Genomic DNA, 15,047 nt, shown 5'->3' on the forward strand with positions numbered 1-15,047 from the left:
CCCGCTGACGAAATGGTGCGCGGGGTACGCGGGCGGTCAGCCGGAGCGCTATCCGCTGAAGCTGAAGAAGGCCGAGCGACCCCGGCGGTCAGGCATCGCCTGGGTCCTGCGCGACGGACAGGGGCGGGTGGCGCTGGTGCGACGGGCGGACAAGGGGCTGCTGGGCGGCATGCTGGGCCTGCCGACCTCGGACTGGAGCGCTGCGCCGGACGCGACGCCGCCGGTGGACGCGGACTGGCGCGAGGCGGGGTTCGTGGAACACGTCTTCACCCACTTCAGCCTGACGCTGGACGTGCGCGTGGGCGAGGGCGCGGGCGACTTCGTCTGGACGCCGGTCGAGGACGCGCTGGGCGCCCTGCCGACGGTGTTCCGAAAGGCGCTGGAGCGGGGGCTGGGCTAGCGCTCACCTCTCCAGCGAAGCTGGGGAGGGGGACCATGCGAGCCGGAAGGCGAAGCATGGTGGAGGGGCGGCTCCGTCGAGCGGGATCAGAGGATCGTGGGGCGGACGCCTGCGCCGCCCCCTCCGTCACGGCGCGTATTCGCGCCGCGCCACCTCCCCACCTCTGGTGGGGAGGTGAGTTGTGATCCTTACTGCATCCCGGCGCGGATCTCCGCGCGCAGGGCGTCGATGCTGCGAAGGCCCTGGTCGGTCTTGAAGCGCCAGTAGGTCCAGCCGTTGCAGGCCGGGGCGTTCTCGAGCAGGGCGCCGAGCTTGTGGATCGAGCCGGTCAGGTCGCCGTGGACCAGAGAGCCGTCGGCGCGGACGCGTGCCTCGCGCTCGCCCTTGGGGCAGTACAGGCGGTCGCCCGGACGCAGCAGTCCGGCCTCGACCAGGGCGCCGAACGGCACCTTGGGCTCGCTGCGCTTGGAGCCCATGACGGCCAGGTCTTCCGGCGCGGCGGGGACGACGGCCTTGATGCGCTTTTCGGCGACCTTGGCGTAGGTCTCGTCACGCTCGATGCCGATGAAGTGGCGGCCCAGGCGCTTGGCGGCGGCGCCGGTGGTGCCGGTGCCGAAGAAGGGGTCGAGGATGACGTCGCCCGGACGGGTGGCCGAGAGCAGAACCCGATGCAGCAGGGCCTCGGGCTTCTGGGTCGGGTGGGCCTTCTTGCCGTCGGCGTCCTTGATCCGCTCGTCGCCGGTGCACAGCGCCAGCGTCCAGTCCGAACGCATCTGGGTGTCTTCGTTGAAGGCCTTCAGGGCGTCGTAGTTGAAGGTGTAGCGCTTCTGCTCGCGCGAGCGGGCGGCCCAGATCAGGGTCTCGTGGGCGTTGGTGAACCGGGTGCCCTTGAAGTTCGGCATCGGGTTCGATTTGCGCCAGATGATGTCGTTCAGCACCCAGAAGCCCAGGTCCTGGATCGCCGTGCCGAGGCGGAAGACGTTGTGATAGCTGCCGATCACCCAGATCGAGCCTTCCGGCTTCAGCACGCGGCGGCATTCCTTCAGCCAGGCGCGGGTGAAGGCGTCGTATTCGGCGAAGCTGTCGAACTTGTCCCAGTCGTCATCGACCGCGTCGACCTTCGAGTTGTCGGGACGCAGCAGGTCGCCGCCCAGCTGGAGGTTATAGGGCGGGTCGGCGAAGACCATGTCGACCGAGGCGTCGGGCAGGGTGCGCAGCACCTCGATGCAGTCGCCCCGATGGATGACGTCAGTCTTCAGCTCGGACATGGAAACGCGGCCCCGCACAGATGAGAGCGGGCATGGTGAATCCTTACGGTTAAGGCGGGGTAACCACGCCGCCGCGTCCGTGGATCAGTTGGCGTCCGGCCAGAGGGTCTCGTCGTATGCGAGGGCGTCTGCGAGGCTGGCGAAGCGTCGCTCGGGGCCCGGTGCGGGCCGGGCGTCGCAGGCCTGGTCCAGGGCTTTTCCGCCGCCGCTTTCCGGCTGCGGAGTCATGGCGGGCCGATCCAGGTCGCGGGCGTGGACGCGTTGCTCGCCCAGATAGGCCTCGAGACGCAGGTTCCGGACGGCGCGCGTCGCGCAATCGCCCTCGATCAATAAGGCCGCCTGGTCAAAACTCATGCGGCCGCCGCTGGGTTCGCGGCTCAGCGACCAGAGCCAGAACCGGACAGTGTCGCCAGTGCGGTTCTGGCGAACCAGATAGAACGCCCCCTCGGCGTCATGATAGACATACTCCAGCTCGGATCCGGTGCGTGGGGCCAGCGGGGTGAACTCCTGAGCGGTCGCTGGGACGGCGAAGATGAGTCCGGCAAGGCTGGGGACGAGCGCAGCGATCATTTTCATCGGTCAGTCCGCTCGAGGCGCGGGCTGGACCGGCATGTAGGGCGAGGTGATCTGGATGCCGTCGCCGCTCAGCTGATGCCCGGCCTCGAGGTCGCGGATGACCTGCAGCTCGGCGATGGCCGTGGCGTTGCCGGGATCGGAGACAAGCGACTCCTCATAGGCGACGCGCGCCTCATGCAGGCGGCCCAGCTCGATCAAGGTGTAGCCCAGCCGCCGCTGGAGCGAGCCGGGATCGGCCTCGATCTGCGGGTCGCCCGAGGTGAGGGCGGTCTTGGCCAGCAGATAGGCTTCCTCCCACTTCCGCTCGGCGTGCAGGACGACCAGCTTCTCGTTGAGCAGGAAGCGGTCCAGCGGTTGCAGGGCGAGGCCGCGGTCCAGAACCTCGTGGGCGGCGGCGAAGTCGCGGCGCTCGACCGCCGCGCTACCCAGCAGGAAGGCGATGTTCGGATAGACGTTGGGGCGCGACACGACCTTGATGTCGCCGCCGCCGCGACCGGCCTCGATGTCGCCGACGGCGCCGGCGAGGGCCATGATCTCTTCGCGGTCGTCGGCGCGGATCAGCCAGCCGCCCGGGATTTCCTCCATCGCCGGATAGCGCGCGGGGGCGCCGCGCATGGCTTCGGTCAGGGCGGGGACATGCGCCTGCAAGGCGGCGAAGCCGCCTGTGCCCGCCGCGCGCATGGCGGCGTTATAGGCCGCGTCGGCCTCGCGTTCAGCGGGAAGAGGGCCCTCCGGCTGGACGTTGATGTTGACCCGGGGCCGCGCGCCGGCCTGCGGGGCCGCCGGCTCCTGCGGCGGGCTCCAGGCCAGCGCCACGCCGGGGGCGAGGGTGAGGGCCGACAGGACAAGGCCGGCCAGCAGTCTGTTTTTGAAGGTCATCTCGCGCGCTCCCCGTTCCGCGTTACTGTCACGCGACCCGAGGCGACGGGCAATGGCCGGTTGCATCGAAAAGACGCTTCGGGGCGGGGCGCGGCGGGAACGTCACAGGCGCTCACGTTTTGTTACGCGCTCAGGGTCGCCTTCCCCGGACACAAGGGGTAAGCGGGGCGCATACACAGCGAGCGGAGCGAATCCGCCGCGCAATCACCACGGTTCAGGGGCTACTGATGACTCAGTGGGTGTACGGCTTCGGCGGCGGTTCGGCCGACGGCGACGCTTCGATGAAGAATCTTCTCGGCGGCAAGGGCGCGAACCTGGCCGAGATGTCCTCGCTGGGACTGCCGGTCCCTCCGGGCTTCACCGTCACCACGGAAGTCTGCACCTGGTACTACGCCCACGGCGAAACCTATCCGACCGATCTGGCCGATCAGGTGAAGGCCGGGCTGGCCAAGGTCGAGGGCATCGTCGGCAAGACGTTTGGTGATGCGAAGAACCCGCTGCTGGTCTCGGTCCGCTCGGGCGCCCGCGCCTCGATGCCGGGGATGATGGACACGGTCCTGAACCTGGGCCTGAACGACGAGACGGTGGAAGGTCTGGCCGAACTGAGCGGCGACCGCCGCTTCGCCTTCGACAGCTACCGCCGCTTCATCACCATGTATTCGAACGTGGTGCTGGGCCTGACCCACGACGACTTCGAGGAGGTGCTGGACGACCACAAGGATCGTCTGGGCGTCACCGTCGACACCGACCTGACCGCCAAGGACTGGGAGAAGGTGGTCGCCGACTACAAGCGGGTGGTCGAGGACCGTCTGGGCCAGCCCTTCCCGCAGGACCCGCATGACCAGCTGTGGGGCGCCGTCGGCGCCGTCTTCGCCAGCTGGATGAACGACCGGGCGAAATTCTATCGCCGCATGCACGACATCCCCGAGAGCTGGGGCACGGCCGTGAACATCCAGTCGATGGTGTTCGGCAACATGGGCGAGACCTCGGCGACGGGCGTGGCCTTCACGCGCAATCCGTCGACGGGCGAAGCCAAGCTGTACGGCGAGTTCCTGATCAACGCCCAGGGCGAGGATGTGGTCGCGGGCATCCGCACGCCGCAGTCGCTGACCAAAGCGGGCCGCGAGGAGATGGGCGAGACGGCCCTCTCGATGGAAGAGGCCATGCCGGAGGTGTTCGGCCAGTTCGTCGACGTCGTGAACCGGCTGGAGAGCCACTATCGCGACATGCAGGACATCGAGTTCACGGTCGAGCAGGGCCGGCTCTGGATGCTGCAGACCCGCAACGGCAAGCGCACCGCCAAGTCGGCGCTGAAGATCGCGGTCGAGCTGGCCGCCGAGGGGGTGATCACCGAGGACGAGGCGGTCAGCCGCGTCGAGCCCGCCGCGCTGGACCAGCTGCTGCACCCGACGCTGGACCCGAACGCCGCCCGCACCGTGGTGGCCGCGGGCCTGCCCGCCAGCCCGGGCGCCGCGACCGGCAAGATCGTCTTCGACGCCGACGAGGCCGAGCGTCTGGCCCAGCTGGGCGAAGCGGTCATCCTGGTGCGTGAGGAGACCAGCCCGGAAGACATCCACGGCATGCACGCCGCCAAGGGCATCGTCACGGCGCGCGGCGGCATGACCAGCCACGCGGCGGTGGTCGCGCGCGGCATGGGCCGTCCCTGCGTCTCGGGCGCGGGCGAGATCCACATCGACGACAAGGCCCACACCTTCACGGCCCGTGGCCGGACCTTCCGCGCCGGTGAGATCATCACCATCGACGGCGGAAAGGGCGAGGTGCTCGACGGGGCTGTCGCGATGATCGAGCCGGAGCTGACCGGCGACTTCCAGACCCTGATGGGCTGGGCCGACAAGGTGCGTCGCCTGAACGTGCGCGCCAACGCCGAGACCCCGCTGGACGCCCGCACCGCGCGCGGCTTCGGCGCCGAGGGCATCGGCCTGTGCCGGACCGAGCACATGTTCTTCGACGACACCCGGATCGCCGCGGTGCGCGAGATGATCCTGGCTGATGATGAAGCGGGTCGCCGGAAGGCTCTGGCCAGGATCGCCCCGTTCCAGAAGGCGGACTTCGTCGAGCTGTTCACCATCATGTCGGGCCTGCCGGTGACGGTGCGCCTGCTGGACCCGCCGCTGCACGAGTTCATCCCGCACACGGAAGAGGACATTGACGCCCTGGCCGCGGGCTCGGGTCTGGACGCCGCCAAGCTGAAGCGCCGGGCCAAGGAGCTGCACGAGACCAACCCGATGCTGGGCCACCGCGGCTGCCGCCTCGGCGTCGCCTATCCGGAAATCTACGAGATGCAGGTCCGCGCGGTGCTGGAAGCCGCCCTGGACGTGAAGAAGGCCTCGGGCCTGGCCCCGATCCCGGAGATCATGCATCCGCTGGTCGCCCTGGGTCTGGAGATGAAGTACCTGCGCGAGCTGACCGACCGGACGGCGAAGACCGTCTTCGAGGAGGCGGGTGACACGGTCGAGTATCTGGTCGGCACCATGATCGAACTGCCCCGCGCCGCCCTGCGCGCCGGGGACCTGGCCGAGCACGCCCAGTTCTTCAGCTTCGGCACCAATGACCTGACCCAGACCACGTTCGGCATCAGCCGCGACGACTCCGGCCGCTTCCTGCAGGCCTATATGGATAAGGGCATCTTCGAGACCGATCCCTTCGTCCGTCTGGACCAGGACGGCGTCGGCGACCTGATCCGCATCGCCAAGGAGCGGGGCGGGGCGGTGCGCGCCGACATCAAGATGGGCATCTGCGGCGAACACGGCGGCGATCCGTCGTCGATCGCCTTCTGCGAGGAGGTGGGCCTGACCTACGTCAGTTGCTCGCCCTATCGCGTGCCGATCGCCCGTCTGGCCGCGGCCCAGGCCGCCCTGCATGCGCGGGCCGGGACCGAGCGCGAAAAGGACCGGTAAGGCATGACCGGGGCATGGGGCTGGGTTCTGCGAAGCGTGCTCTTCGTGGTCGCGGTCGTCGCCCCGGCCGTCGGCTATATGGTTCGGCTCGACCAGACCGGAAACGGGAAGCTCGCTCTCGACGGCGTCGGGTGGGGCCTGACCGGCACGATTGTGGCGTTGGCCCTGTTCACGGTCAGCGTCCGGACCACGGTGCGCGGCAGGCTTGCTTGGCTGGCTACAGCGACAGTCGCCGTTCTCGCCGTTTGGGGCGCGGTCCTTGGAATAGTCGCGCTTTAGCCATTTTTAGTAAAACGGTGTCTGTGCCTGTAAGCGCACAGTCGAGATGAGGTCAACGGACGGGGCTGGAACCCGTCCGATCCCGACCCATTTTGTATCCCGCTGGATGGGGCCGGTGACCACAGAAGTCACCGCATCTAGAGGATACAGAAACTATGCGTAACGTTCTTCTCGCGACTGCCGCCATTACTCTGATTGCTGCGCCGGCCATGGCTCAGGATCCGGCTTCGCGTGTCACCGGCTCGGTCGGTTACACGCAGCTGGACACCGACGGCGGTGATCTGGGCGCCGTCACCGGCCGCGCCGGTTACGACTTCACCCGCAACTTCGGCATCGAGGGCGAGGCCTCGATCGGCGTGAGCGACGACGACATCACCGTCGCCGGCGTGCCGGGCACGGTCGAGCACAAGTATGACGTCGCCGGCTACGGCGTCGCCAAGCTGCCGATCAACGAGAATTTCGAACTGTTCGGCCGTCTCGGCTACGGCACCACCCGGCTGAAGGCTGAAGTGGCGGGCGTCTCGGATTCGGCCAGCACCGAGAGCATCAACTACGGCGTCGGCGCCAACTACTTCTTCGACGGCCAGAACGGCGTCCGCGCCGACTGGACCCGCCGCGACTTCCGCGGCGACGCCGGTGAAGCCGACACCTACGGCCTGAGCTTCGTGCGTCGCTTCTAAGCCGGGCGCCGGAAACGACGAAGGCCCGCGGCGCTGCCGCGGGCCTTTTTCGTGGGTGACGCTGAACTCAGGCGACGCCGGGCTGAAGGGCCCACCGCATCGAGCCTTCGCCGAACGGGCGGAAGAAGAGATCGCAGTAATGTTCGAAAATCTCGAGAACCCGCGAGGCCAGGTCTTGGGCGACGGTCTCGCCGCGCTGACGCTTCATGGCGGCCACGCACTGGACGACATCCTGCTGGTGAGCAGAACCGCCCATGCGCTTCAGCACGGCGGCGATATCCTCGACCAGCGGGTCGGGGCTGCGGCTCCAGGGATTGGTGTTCTGAGTCATGCGGGACGCCCCCTTGTTCTCGTACACTGGCGAACCGGTCGCAAAAACAGGCGCGGGATGCAAGCGTGACCGCGATTTCGTGATTGAGGCGAGTGTGGACCTCCTGGGGATGAACCGCGTTCCGGAAGGATGACCCGATCCATCCTCGCCCCCCTGGCCGTGTCAGCGGCCGCCGTCCTGACCCTTGCCGCCTGTGAGCGGCAGGCCGTCAACCCGCCCACCGAACCCGCCGATCCGGTGCAGACGACCGAGGTCGCTCCGCCGCCATCCGCCCCGCCGGGCGTCGGGCCGACCATGCCCGGCGCGGGCCCCGCGAGCTTCGTCGGGCGCTGGGCGGGCAACGCCGCCTGGTGCGGGAATACGACCGGGCCGGAGCGGCCGATCAACATCACGCCGCTGCGCTTCGAGGGCTATGAGAACAGCTGCGCGATCACGTCCCTGGAGCAGGTGTCGGAAGGCTATGAGCTGACCCTGGCCTGTCAGGCCGAGGGCCAGACCACGCGTGAACGCGTACGGCTGTCCGCGCAGGACGACGTCCTGCGCCTGACCTGGCTGAACCGCAACGACGCGGTGGTGCAGCTGACGCGGTGCCCGGCGGCGACGGAGCCGCAGCCGGGCGGCTGATCAGTTGAACAGGAAGTTCATCACGTCGCCGTCCTTGACGACGTAGGCCTTGCCTTCGGCGCGCAGCTTGCCGGCCTCGCGGGCGCGGGCTTCGCCCTTCAGCGCCACGAAGTCCTCGTAGGCGATGGTTTCGGCGCGGATGAAGCCCTTCTCGAAGTCGGTGTGGATCACACCGGCCGCCTGCGGGGCGGTGGCGCCGACCGGGATCGTCCAGGCGCGGGCTTCCTTCGGTCCGACGGTGAAGTAGGACTGCAGGCCCAGCAGGGCGTAGGCCTCGCGGATCAGGCGGTTCAGGCCCGGCTCGGCCAGACCCAGGGTCTCCAGGAACTCGGCCTGTTCCTCGGCGTCCAGAACCGCCAGTTCGGAATCGATCTTGGCCGAGATGACCACCGACTTGGCGTTGTCGGCGGCGGCGCGCTTGGCCACGAGATCGGACAGTTCATTGCCCTTGTCGGCCGAGCCTTCGTCGACGTTGGCGACATACAGGGCGGGCAGGGAGGTCAGAAGCTGCAGCATGTGCCACGCCTTCTGGTCTTCCTTGGAGATGTCGGCGACGCGGGCGGGCTTGCCGGCGCGCAGCTGCTCCAGCGCCAGATTGATCAGACGCAGGGTGTTCTGCATCTCCTTGTCGCCGGTCTTGGCGCGCTTCTCGACGTTGGCGTAGCGCTTCTCGAGGCTTTCGAGGTCGGCCAGCATCAGCTCGGTCTCGATGATCTCGAGGTCGCTGATCGGGTCGATGCGGTTCTCGACGTGCGTGATGTCGTCGTCGATGAAGCAGCGGGCCACGAAGGCCACGGCGTCGCAGTCGCGGATGTTGGCCAGGAACTGGTTGCCCAGACCTTCGCCCTTGGACGCGCCGCGCACCAGACCGGCGATGTCCACGAAGGTGATGCGCGACGGGATGATCTCCTTCGAGCCCGCGATCTCGGCCAGGGCGTTCAGGCGCGGCTCGGGCACGGCCACGTCGCCGGTGTTCGGCTCGATGGTGCAGAACGGATAGTTGGCCGCCTGGGCCGCCGCCGTCTTGGTCAGGGCGTTGAACAGGGTGGACTTGCCGACGTTGGGCAGGCCGACGATCGCGACTTTCAGGGCCATGGTCTTCTGGAGCTTTCGAGTGAGCGCGAGCCTTTAGCGGGTTCGCCCCGGTTTGTCAGGCTTCCGCTGCGCGAAGGGCTCAATGGCCGGTGTGCGTGCCGTACTCGTCCACCGGCGGCTGGCCGATCGTCGCCTGCACCACGACCGGGGTCGCGGTGGCGAAGTTCAGCGTCAGCGGGATGGTCTGCCCTTCCGTCAGCGGAGCGGTGACGGCCAGCAGCATGATGTGGTTGCCGCCGGGCTTGAGCTCGACGGTCTGACCGGCCGGGAGGGGCAGGCCCTCCCGCAGTTCGCGCATCATCATCATGTTGCTCTCGATCCGGCTCTCATGGATCTCGACGCGCCCCGCCACCGGGGTGGAGAGGCTGACCAGCCGGTCGGCGGCCGTGGAGGTCAGGGTCAGGTAGCAGCCGGTCGACTGGCGGCCGACAGGCGTCGGGCGGCACAGGGCGCCGGTGACGCTGACGGCGGCCTGTTCGCCCGCCGCAACAGGCTTCGGCTCGTTCGAGCAGGCCGCCAGCAGGGCGGCGACGGCGGCGAGGGGGATCAGGGTGCGGATCATGGTGTCGATGTCTTTCAGGCTGCGGCAGGTCTGGAACGGATGATCGCGCGGATCAACCTTTCGCCGAGAAGGGCGACGACCAGGCTGGCGCCGGTGAGGGGGTAGAGGACGCACAGGGGCAGGACGATGGCGAGCACCGCGACGCGGAGCTTCAGCCCGTCCGGCGCGGGCGGGGCGCCGATCAGGCCCCTGGACAGGCGGGGCGGGCGGCGCTTCCACCACATCATCAGCCCGCTGATCGCCAACAGCCAGACGCCGATGCAGCCCGCCAGCATGACCCAGCGATTGATCGACCCGAACTGCGTGCCCTGATGGGTGTAGATGCCCCATTCGATGGCCTTGGCCCCGGCGCCGAACTGGCCGTAGCCGATGTCGGCGACGACCTTTTTCTGCGCCGGGTCGATGTAGAGGGCGCGGGTGTCCTGGACCCGGGTCACCTGCGCCGTGACCGTCCAGGTCGTGGCGTCGGCCTTCGGGATGGAGACGGCGTAGGGACGGGGCAGGTGCGCGGCCTCGGCGAGGACGATGACCTCGGACAAGCCGGCGGTGGCGACGTGGTGAGCGTGGGCGGGGAGGACCATGCCATCCATGGTCCACCCGGCGCCCTGCGGGTGATCGGCGTGCTCCGCCGTCTGCCAGGCGCCGGCGACCGGGGCGGGGGGACGACCCAGGCCGCTTGTCTTGACCACATCCATTACCCTGTCGCCCCAGACCGCCGACCAGGGCATGCCGGTGACGGCGAGGAACAGGACGACGCCGCCGACATAGATCCCGGTCAGGGCGTGGAGGTCGCGCCAGAACGGACGGCGGCGCGTGTCGGTGGAGGTCAGGGCCAGGACGCCCGCCTGCCGCCTGCGCGGCCACCACAGGTACAGGCCGGTGGCGAACAGGACGATGGTCCAGCCGGCCACGATCTCGACCAGCAGGTTCATCATCGGGCCGAACAGGTCGAGCGAGTGGATCTGCTTGATGGTCTCCATCACCCCGCCGTAGCTCGTCACGCCGGTGACGTGGCCGGTGTGCGGATCGACGAAGACGGTCCGCTGCGACCCGTCCGGGCGATCCACGCGGATGCGGGCGGCCTGATCCGGTTCGGCGGGCAGGATGACGCCGGCCGCGCGGCCGTCGGCGACCTGCGCCGCCGCGGCGGCCCAGGCCTCGGGGTCGGTTTGTTGGGCGGAGACCGGGACCTCGATCATGCGCCGGTAGACGGCATGATCGATCTCGTCCCTGAACAGATAGAGGGCCCCGGTCAGGGCCAGCAGCATCAGCACCGGCATGACCAGCAGGCCCGCATAGAAATGCCAGCGCCAGACGGCGCGGTAGGCGCCGGACAGGGGCGTCGTGTTCTGTTGCTCTGCGCCCATCAGTAGCTGACCCGCACGCCGACGAAGGCCGAGCGGCCCTCGCCGGGGAAGAAGACCGCCGTCGAGGCCACGCGGGCGTCGGTGACGGCGCTGAAGTTCGAGATGTAGCGCTCGTCGAACAGGTTGCGGACGTCGGCGAACAGCGAGACGCCGTCGCGCACGGTCCAGCCCGCGTTCAGGTTGGCGATCGCGTAGGACGGCGCCTTCAGGGTGTTGGCGTAGTCGACCCAGCTGTCGGACACGGACCACTCCACCGACGGGGCGACGAACCAGCCCGCCGGATGATCGTAGCGCAGCTCGGCCCGGTACAGGTGCGGCGGCACGACCGGCAGGTCGTTGTCGCCATAGGCCAGGTCGCCGTCGAAGAAGAAGTCCGACAGGGCGTAGGTCTGGCGCAGGCGCAGGGTGGGCGCGATCCGCCAGTCCAACCCGGCCTCGATCCCCTGATGGACGGTCGGCCCGGCGTTGAAGGTGGCCGCCGGGATGCCCGGCTGGACGATGAAGTTCAGCAGTTCGTGGTCCAGCTCGGCCCGGTAGACGGTCACGTCCCAGGTCAGGGGCCCGCGCCGCCCGCGCGCGCCGGCCTCGACCGTCACCGCCTCCTGCGGGACCAGGGGCTGGAAGCCGCCGACGGTGGGCGACAGGGCCGAGAAGTTCGGCGGCTCGATCGAGCGGGTGACGTTGGCGAAGACCTGGGCGCCGTCCTCGCCCTCCCACAGCAGGCCCACACGCGGGGCGAACCAGTCGAAGCTGCGGTCGGCGGTCAGGTTGAAGCCGCCGCCGGGCGCGGCGAAGCTCTGATAGTCCCGCCCGGCCCGGCCCCAGGTCCCGCCGGCGACAACGGCCAGGCGGTCGGTCACGAACAGGCGGCCCTCGGCGAAGACATCCAGCCCGGTCGCGTTCTGGAAGCTGCGGGCGGTCAGGCTCCCGTGCGAGCCGGCCAGGTTGACCCACTGTTTCGCGTCCAGATCGCCCCGCCGGTACCACAGGCCGTAGAAGGCGTCGGCGCGCATCCCGGCGACCTGCCCGCGCCAGTCGAAGCGGCCGAAGACGCCGTAGTTGCGGCTCTGCTGGTCGATGACCTGGAAGATCGGGTGGTCGAGGTCCTTCCATGTGCCGTACAGCGCGCCCTCGAAGACGGTGCTGTCGTTGAGCCGCCAGCGGGTCTGCAGCGTGGTGCGGACCGAGGCCATGTCGCGCTGGTAGTTCAGCGCCCTGTTGCCCGCATTGGCCTGTTCCGGCGTGTTCAGCGCCTGCGACAGGGTCAGGCTGCCCGGGATCTCCTGATGGACGTAGCCGCCCGAGACCAGCAGGCGCACCCCGCGGTCCTGACCGAAGCGCTGGCCCAGGTTGATCGAGGCCAGCTGGGACTGGCCCTCGCTCTGGTCGCGCCAGCCGTCGGTGGTCAGGCCGGTGACGGCGGCGAAGACGTCACGGTCGCCGCTGACTCCCGCGAACTCCGCATGGCCGCGCACCGTGCCCCAGGAGCCGCCGTCGAGACGCAGGCTCCAGTCCTCGCCCGCCGTGCGCCCCGTGGGGGTGACCAGGTTGATCGCCCCGCCCAGCAGGGCGCCGCCGAAGCGCAGGGCGTTGCCGCCCTTGTAGACCTCGGTGTAGCGGGCGGTCAGCGGGTCGATCAGCTGGAAGTCGCCGAAGCCGTCCGCCTCGTTGAACGGCACGCCGTCCTGGGCCAGCAGGGTCCCGCGGTTGTGGCTGGAGTTGCCGATGCCCGAGCCCCGGATCGACAGGCGGATGTCGCCGCCCCACTTCCGCTGGGCGTAGACGCCGGGGGCGTCGCGCAGCACGTCGGCCAGGTTAGCCGCGTAGCGGTCGCGATAGCTTTCGGCCGAGATGACCGCCACCGCGCCGGGCGTGCGGCTCAGACGGTCGCGGGCCTCGGCGACCACGGCGGGGTCCTCCGGGTTGCGGGCGGCGGTGACGATGACGGTGTCGAGGGTGGTCGGCTCCTGATCCGCGCTCTGGGCGAAGGCGGGCGAGGCGAGGGCGGCGAGCAGCAGGGCGCAGGGCGCCGCGGTGGTCCGAAGGGACATGGGGGATCGATCCTGAATACAGAGAAGGGCCCGCGTCGCCGGACGGCGCGCGGGTTCGGGCGCGAAAGGGCGCTCCGGGTCTGCTTCAGGCGTGGGGTGGGGCGGTCGACGGCGGTCGCGGCGGCGCCCGGGCGGGCGGCGGCGGGCTGGCGATCAGGGCGGTGAAGGTCGCCGCGGGGGTGACGGTCGGCGCGGCGCAGGGCTCCGGCGCCGGCGGTGTCGGCAGGACGGCCGCGGGGGCCATGACGCAGGCGGCGCATTTCGGCGGCGGGACGCTGCGGTCCGGCCGGCCGTCGGCGTCGACCTTGATGGTCTGCTGCCCCTCGGCGGAGCACAGCACCAGGGTCCGGCCCGGCCCGGCGGCCGCCATGGCGGCGTAGGGCAGCAGGGTTCCAAGCACGATGGCGAACGTCGCGGCCATCAGGGCCAGCGCACGCCAGATCGACCAGGACTCTGTCTGCGGACGGATCACACCTGCGCTGTAGCGGTTCGGACGGGCCGGAGAAAGAGTGGCGCACGGTCACGCTTCGGGTCGACAGGTCGCGGGACGCGTGCCAGCCTCGACCTGCAACCGGGGGAGTATCCGATGTCCGTTCGCTTGAGTTTGCTGGCCGGGGCCGCGATGGCCGTTCTGGCGGGGGCGACCGCCGCCGCCGCGCAACAGGCCCAGGACGGGACCGGCGGACCGGATTCGGTGTCCCTGACCGTCTACAACCAGAACATCGCCCTGGTGGAGGACACCCGCTCGCTGGATATCCCCGCGGGCCGTTCGCGGCGCGAGTTCCCCGGCGTCTCGGCCAGCATCCGTCCCGAGACGGTCGGCCTGTCGGGGCGCGGCCTGTCGGTGGTCGAGCAGAATTTCGACTATGACCTGCTGACCCCGGATCGCCTGATGCAGGCCGCCGTGGGCGGCGAGATCGGCATCGTCCGGACCATCCCCGGCACCGGGGCCCAGCAGACCGAGCGCGCCCGCGTCCTGGCCGCCAACGAGGGGGTGGTGCTGGAGGTCGACGGCCGGATCGAGGTGCTGCGCGACGACGGCGTGCCGACCCGGGTGATCTTCGACGAGGTGCCGACCAACCTGCGGCCCCGGCCGACCCTGAGCGTGACGCTCGACGCCGAGGGCGCGGGCCGTCGTGACGTGACCCTGAACTATCTGACCACCGGCCTGGCGTGGAAGGCCGACTACGTCGCCCGCTATGACGAGACGGCGGGAACGCTGGACCTGACCGGCTGGGTGACGATCAACAACCAGTCCGGCGTGACCTTCACCAACGCCCGCACCCGGGTGGTGGCGGGGGACGTGTCGGTGCTGAATGCGCCGTACGACGCCCGTAGCGGGACCTATGCTTCTCCGTCCGCGCCGCGCGGCGCCGGAACCCAGCAGGGCGCCGCGCGCGGTCTGGCGGACGTCTACATCTATCCCCTGTCCGAGCCGGTGACGGTGGCCAACAACCAGACCAAGCAGGTCGGCCTGCTGGACGTGGCCGGCGTGCCCGCGACCAAGCGGTATGTCTTCGAGATGAACCAGTTCGAGACTGCGCGGGAGCCCTGGGGCGCCGAGGTGGCGATGACCTTCTCCAACAGCGCGGCGTCCGGCGTCGGCGCGCCGCTGCCCGCGGGGGTGATCCGGGTCTATGTCGACGACGCGGCGGGCGAGCCCCGCTTCATCGGCGAGGACCGGGTTGGTCACACTCCGGCGGGCTCGGACATCGTCATCACCACGGGCGCGGCCTTCGACGTGACCGTCCAGCCGCGCATCGTGCAGCAGGACAGCGTCCAGCGCGGGCGGGGCCGGTCGCCCCTGACCCGCTACCAGATGGAATACACCGTCCGGAACGCCCGCGCGCAGCCGGTGACGGTCGAGATTCGCCAGATCGAGCTGGGCGCCCTGACCGAGGTCTCGGAGCAGTCCATCGAGGCTGAACGCCGGGGCGACAGCCTGATCTGGCTGGTGCCCGTGCCCGCCAACGGCGAGGCCAGGTTGACCACCACCGTCCTCACCGGCGACTGAGCC

At 69.6% G+C, this 15,047-nt stretch carries 15 protein-coding genes; 6 read left to right on the plus strand and 9 right to left on the minus strand.

Features of this window, described 5'->3' with window-relative positions; all coding sequences use genetic code 11:
* On the plus strand, positions 1-400 hold a 400-nt coding region (locus VGE03_RS02015), incomplete at its 5' end, for an NUDIX domain-containing protein (protein ID WP_331044802.1).
* Positions 401-588: 188 nt separating this feature from the next.
* On the opposite strand, the gene VGE03_RS02020 is transcribed toward VGE03_RS02015, so the two are convergent.
* The 3 genes from VGE03_RS02020 to VGE03_RS02030 form a co-directional block, all read right to left on the minus strand.
* Positions 589-1,668 (minus strand): site-specific DNA-methyltransferase, encoded by a 1,080-nt coding sequence (locus VGE03_RS02020; RefSeq protein WP_331044803.1) that lies wholly within the window; start codon positions 1,666-1,668, stop codon positions 589-591.
* A gap of 84 nt (positions 1,669-1,752) precedes the next feature.
* On the minus strand, positions 1,753-2,244 hold the full coding sequence (locus VGE03_RS02025; RefSeq protein WP_331044804.1) for a hypothetical protein: 492 nt from the start codon (positions 2,242-2,244) through the stop codon (positions 1,753-1,755).
* A gap of 3 nt (positions 2,245-2,247) precedes the next feature.
* Entirely contained in the window at positions 2,248-3,123 is an 876-nt protein-coding gene (locus VGE03_RS02030) for a hypothetical protein (RefSeq protein WP_331044805.1), read from the minus strand.
* Positions 3,124-3,350: 227 nt separating this feature from the next.
* Between VGE03_RS02030 and ppdK the strand changes: the two genes are divergently transcribed.
* The 3 genes from ppdK (at position 3,351) to VGE03_RS02045 (ending at position 7,000) form a co-directional block, all read left to right on the plus strand.
* Positions 3,351-6,041, plus strand: a complete 2,691-nt coding sequence (gene ppdK, locus VGE03_RS02035; RefSeq protein WP_331044806.1) for a pyruvate, phosphate dikinase — start codon at positions 3,351-3,353, stop codon at positions 6,039-6,041.
* A 3-nt stretch (positions 6,042-6,044) separates the two neighbouring features.
* The gene (locus VGE03_RS02040) at positions 6,045-6,320 is read left to right on the plus strand and encodes a hypothetical protein (RefSeq protein ID WP_331044807.1); all 276 of its coding nucleotides are present in this window, start codon (positions 6,045-6,047) and stop codon (positions 6,318-6,320) included.
* A gap of 209 nt (positions 6,321-6,529) precedes the next feature.
* Positions 6,530-7,000, plus strand: a complete 471-nt coding sequence (locus tag VGE03_RS02045) for a porin family protein (protein ID WP_331044808.1) — start codon at positions 6,530-6,532, stop codon at positions 6,998-7,000.
* Positions 7,001-7,067: 67 nt separating this feature from the next.
* Here VGE03_RS02045 and VGE03_RS02050 read toward each other — a convergent pair whose 3' ends face one another.
* Complete coding sequence (locus VGE03_RS02050; RefSeq protein ID WP_331044809.1) at positions 7,068-7,331, minus strand: hypothetical protein; 264 nt, start codon at positions 7,329-7,331, stop codon at positions 7,068-7,070.
* 129 nt (positions 7,332-7,460) lie between these two features.
* Between VGE03_RS02050 and VGE03_RS02055 the strand changes: the two genes are divergently transcribed.
* Entirely contained in the window at positions 7,461-7,955 is a 495-nt protein-coding gene (locus tag VGE03_RS02055) for a hypothetical protein (protein WP_331044810.1), read from the plus strand.
* Here the strand turns inward: VGE03_RS02055 and ychF are convergent, their stop codons facing one another.
* The 5 genes from ychF to VGE03_RS02080 form a co-directional block, all read right to left on the minus strand.
* Positions 7,956-9,050 carry a redox-regulated ATPase YchF gene (gene ychF, locus VGE03_RS02060; RefSeq protein ID WP_331044811.1) on the minus strand — a complete coding sequence of 365 codons (1,095 nt, stop codon included), beginning with the start codon at positions 9,048-9,050 and terminating at the stop codon, positions 7,956-7,958. It abuts the gene before it with no gap.
* A 79-nt stretch (positions 9,051-9,129) separates the two neighbouring features.
* A complete protein-coding gene (locus VGE03_RS02065) occupies positions 9,130-9,612 on the minus strand; it encodes a copper chaperone PCu(A)C (protein ID WP_331044812.1) in 483 nt (160 codons plus the stop codon).
* Between the two features lie 14 nt (positions 9,613-9,626).
* Complete coding sequence (locus VGE03_RS02070) at positions 9,627-10,979, minus strand: PepSY domain-containing protein (protein ID WP_331044813.1); 1,353 nt, start codon at positions 10,977-10,979, stop codon at positions 9,627-9,629.
* On the minus strand, positions 10,979-13,030 hold the full coding sequence (locus VGE03_RS02075) for a TonB-dependent receptor family protein (protein WP_331044814.1): 2,052 nt from the start codon (positions 13,028-13,030) through the stop codon (positions 10,979-10,981). Before VGE03_RS02075 ends, VGE03_RS02070 begins: the two co-directional genes overlap by 1 nt.
* An 85-nt stretch (positions 13,031-13,115) precedes the next feature.
* Entirely contained in the window at positions 13,116-13,502 is a 387-nt protein-coding gene (locus tag VGE03_RS02080) for a hypothetical protein (RefSeq protein WP_331044815.1), read from the minus strand.
* A 114-nt stretch (positions 13,503-13,616) separates the two neighbouring features.
* Between VGE03_RS02080 and VGE03_RS02085 the strand changes: the two genes are divergently transcribed.
* The gene (locus VGE03_RS02085; RefSeq protein WP_331044816.1) at positions 13,617-15,044 is read left to right on the plus strand and encodes a DUF4139 domain-containing protein; all 1,428 of its coding nucleotides are present in this window, start codon (positions 13,617-13,619) and stop codon (positions 15,042-15,044) included.
* Positions 15,045-15,047: the final 3 nt, after the last annotated feature.

It is taken from the genome of Brevundimonas sp. (genome assembly GCF_036400995.1).
GTDB lineage: Bacteria > Pseudomonadota > Alphaproteobacteria > Caulobacterales > Caulobacteraceae > Brevundimonas.

Coding starts and splice junctions, on each gene's coding strand:
- ppdK (WP_331044806.1), top strand. CDS start 3,351: ATGACTCAGTGGGTGTACGGCTTCGGCGGCGGTTCGGCCGACGGCGAC.
- VGE03_RS02020 (WP_331044803.1), bottom strand. CDS start 1,668: ATGTCCGAGCTGAAGACTGACGTCATCCATCGGGGCGACTGCATCGAG.
- VGE03_RS02045 (WP_331044808.1), top strand. CDS start 6,530: ATGGCTCAGGATCCGGCTTCGCGTGTCACCGGCTCGGTCGGTTACACG.
- VGE03_RS02065 (WP_331044812.1), bottom strand. CDS start 9,612: ATGATCCGCACCCTGATCCCCCTCGCCGCCGTCGCCGCCCTGCTGGCG.
- VGE03_RS02025 (WP_331044804.1), bottom strand. CDS start 2,244: ATGAAAATGATCGCTGCGCTCGTCCCCAGCCTTGCCGGACTCATCTTC.
- VGE03_RS02050 (WP_331044809.1), bottom strand. CDS start 7,331: ATGACTCAGAACACCAATCCCTGGAGCCGCAGCCCCGACCCGCTGGTC.
- ychF (WP_331044811.1), bottom strand. CDS start 9,050: ATGGCCCTGAAAGTCGCGATCGTCGGCCTGCCCAACGTCGGCAAGTCC.
- VGE03_RS02055 (WP_331044810.1), top strand. CDS start 7,461: ATGACCCGATCCATCCTCGCCCCCCTGGCCGTGTCAGCGGCCGCCGTC.
- VGE03_RS02040 (WP_331044807.1), top strand. CDS start 6,045: ATGACCGGGGCATGGGGCTGGGTTCTGCGAAGCGTGCTCTTCGTGGTC.
- VGE03_RS02030 (WP_331044805.1), bottom strand. CDS start 3,123: ATGACCTTCAAAAACAGACTGCTGGCCGGCCTTGTCCTGTCGGCCCTC.
- VGE03_RS02085 (WP_331044816.1), top strand. CDS start 13,617: ATGTCCGTTCGCTTGAGTTTGCTGGCCGGGGCCGCGATGGCCGTTCTG.
- VGE03_RS02070 (WP_331044813.1), bottom strand. CDS start 10,979: ATGGGCGCAGAGCAACAGAACACGACGCCCCTGTCCGGCGCCTACCGC.
- VGE03_RS02075 (WP_331044814.1), bottom strand. CDS start 13,030: ATGTCCCTTCGGACCACCGCGGCGCCCTGCGCCCTGCTGCTCGCCGCC.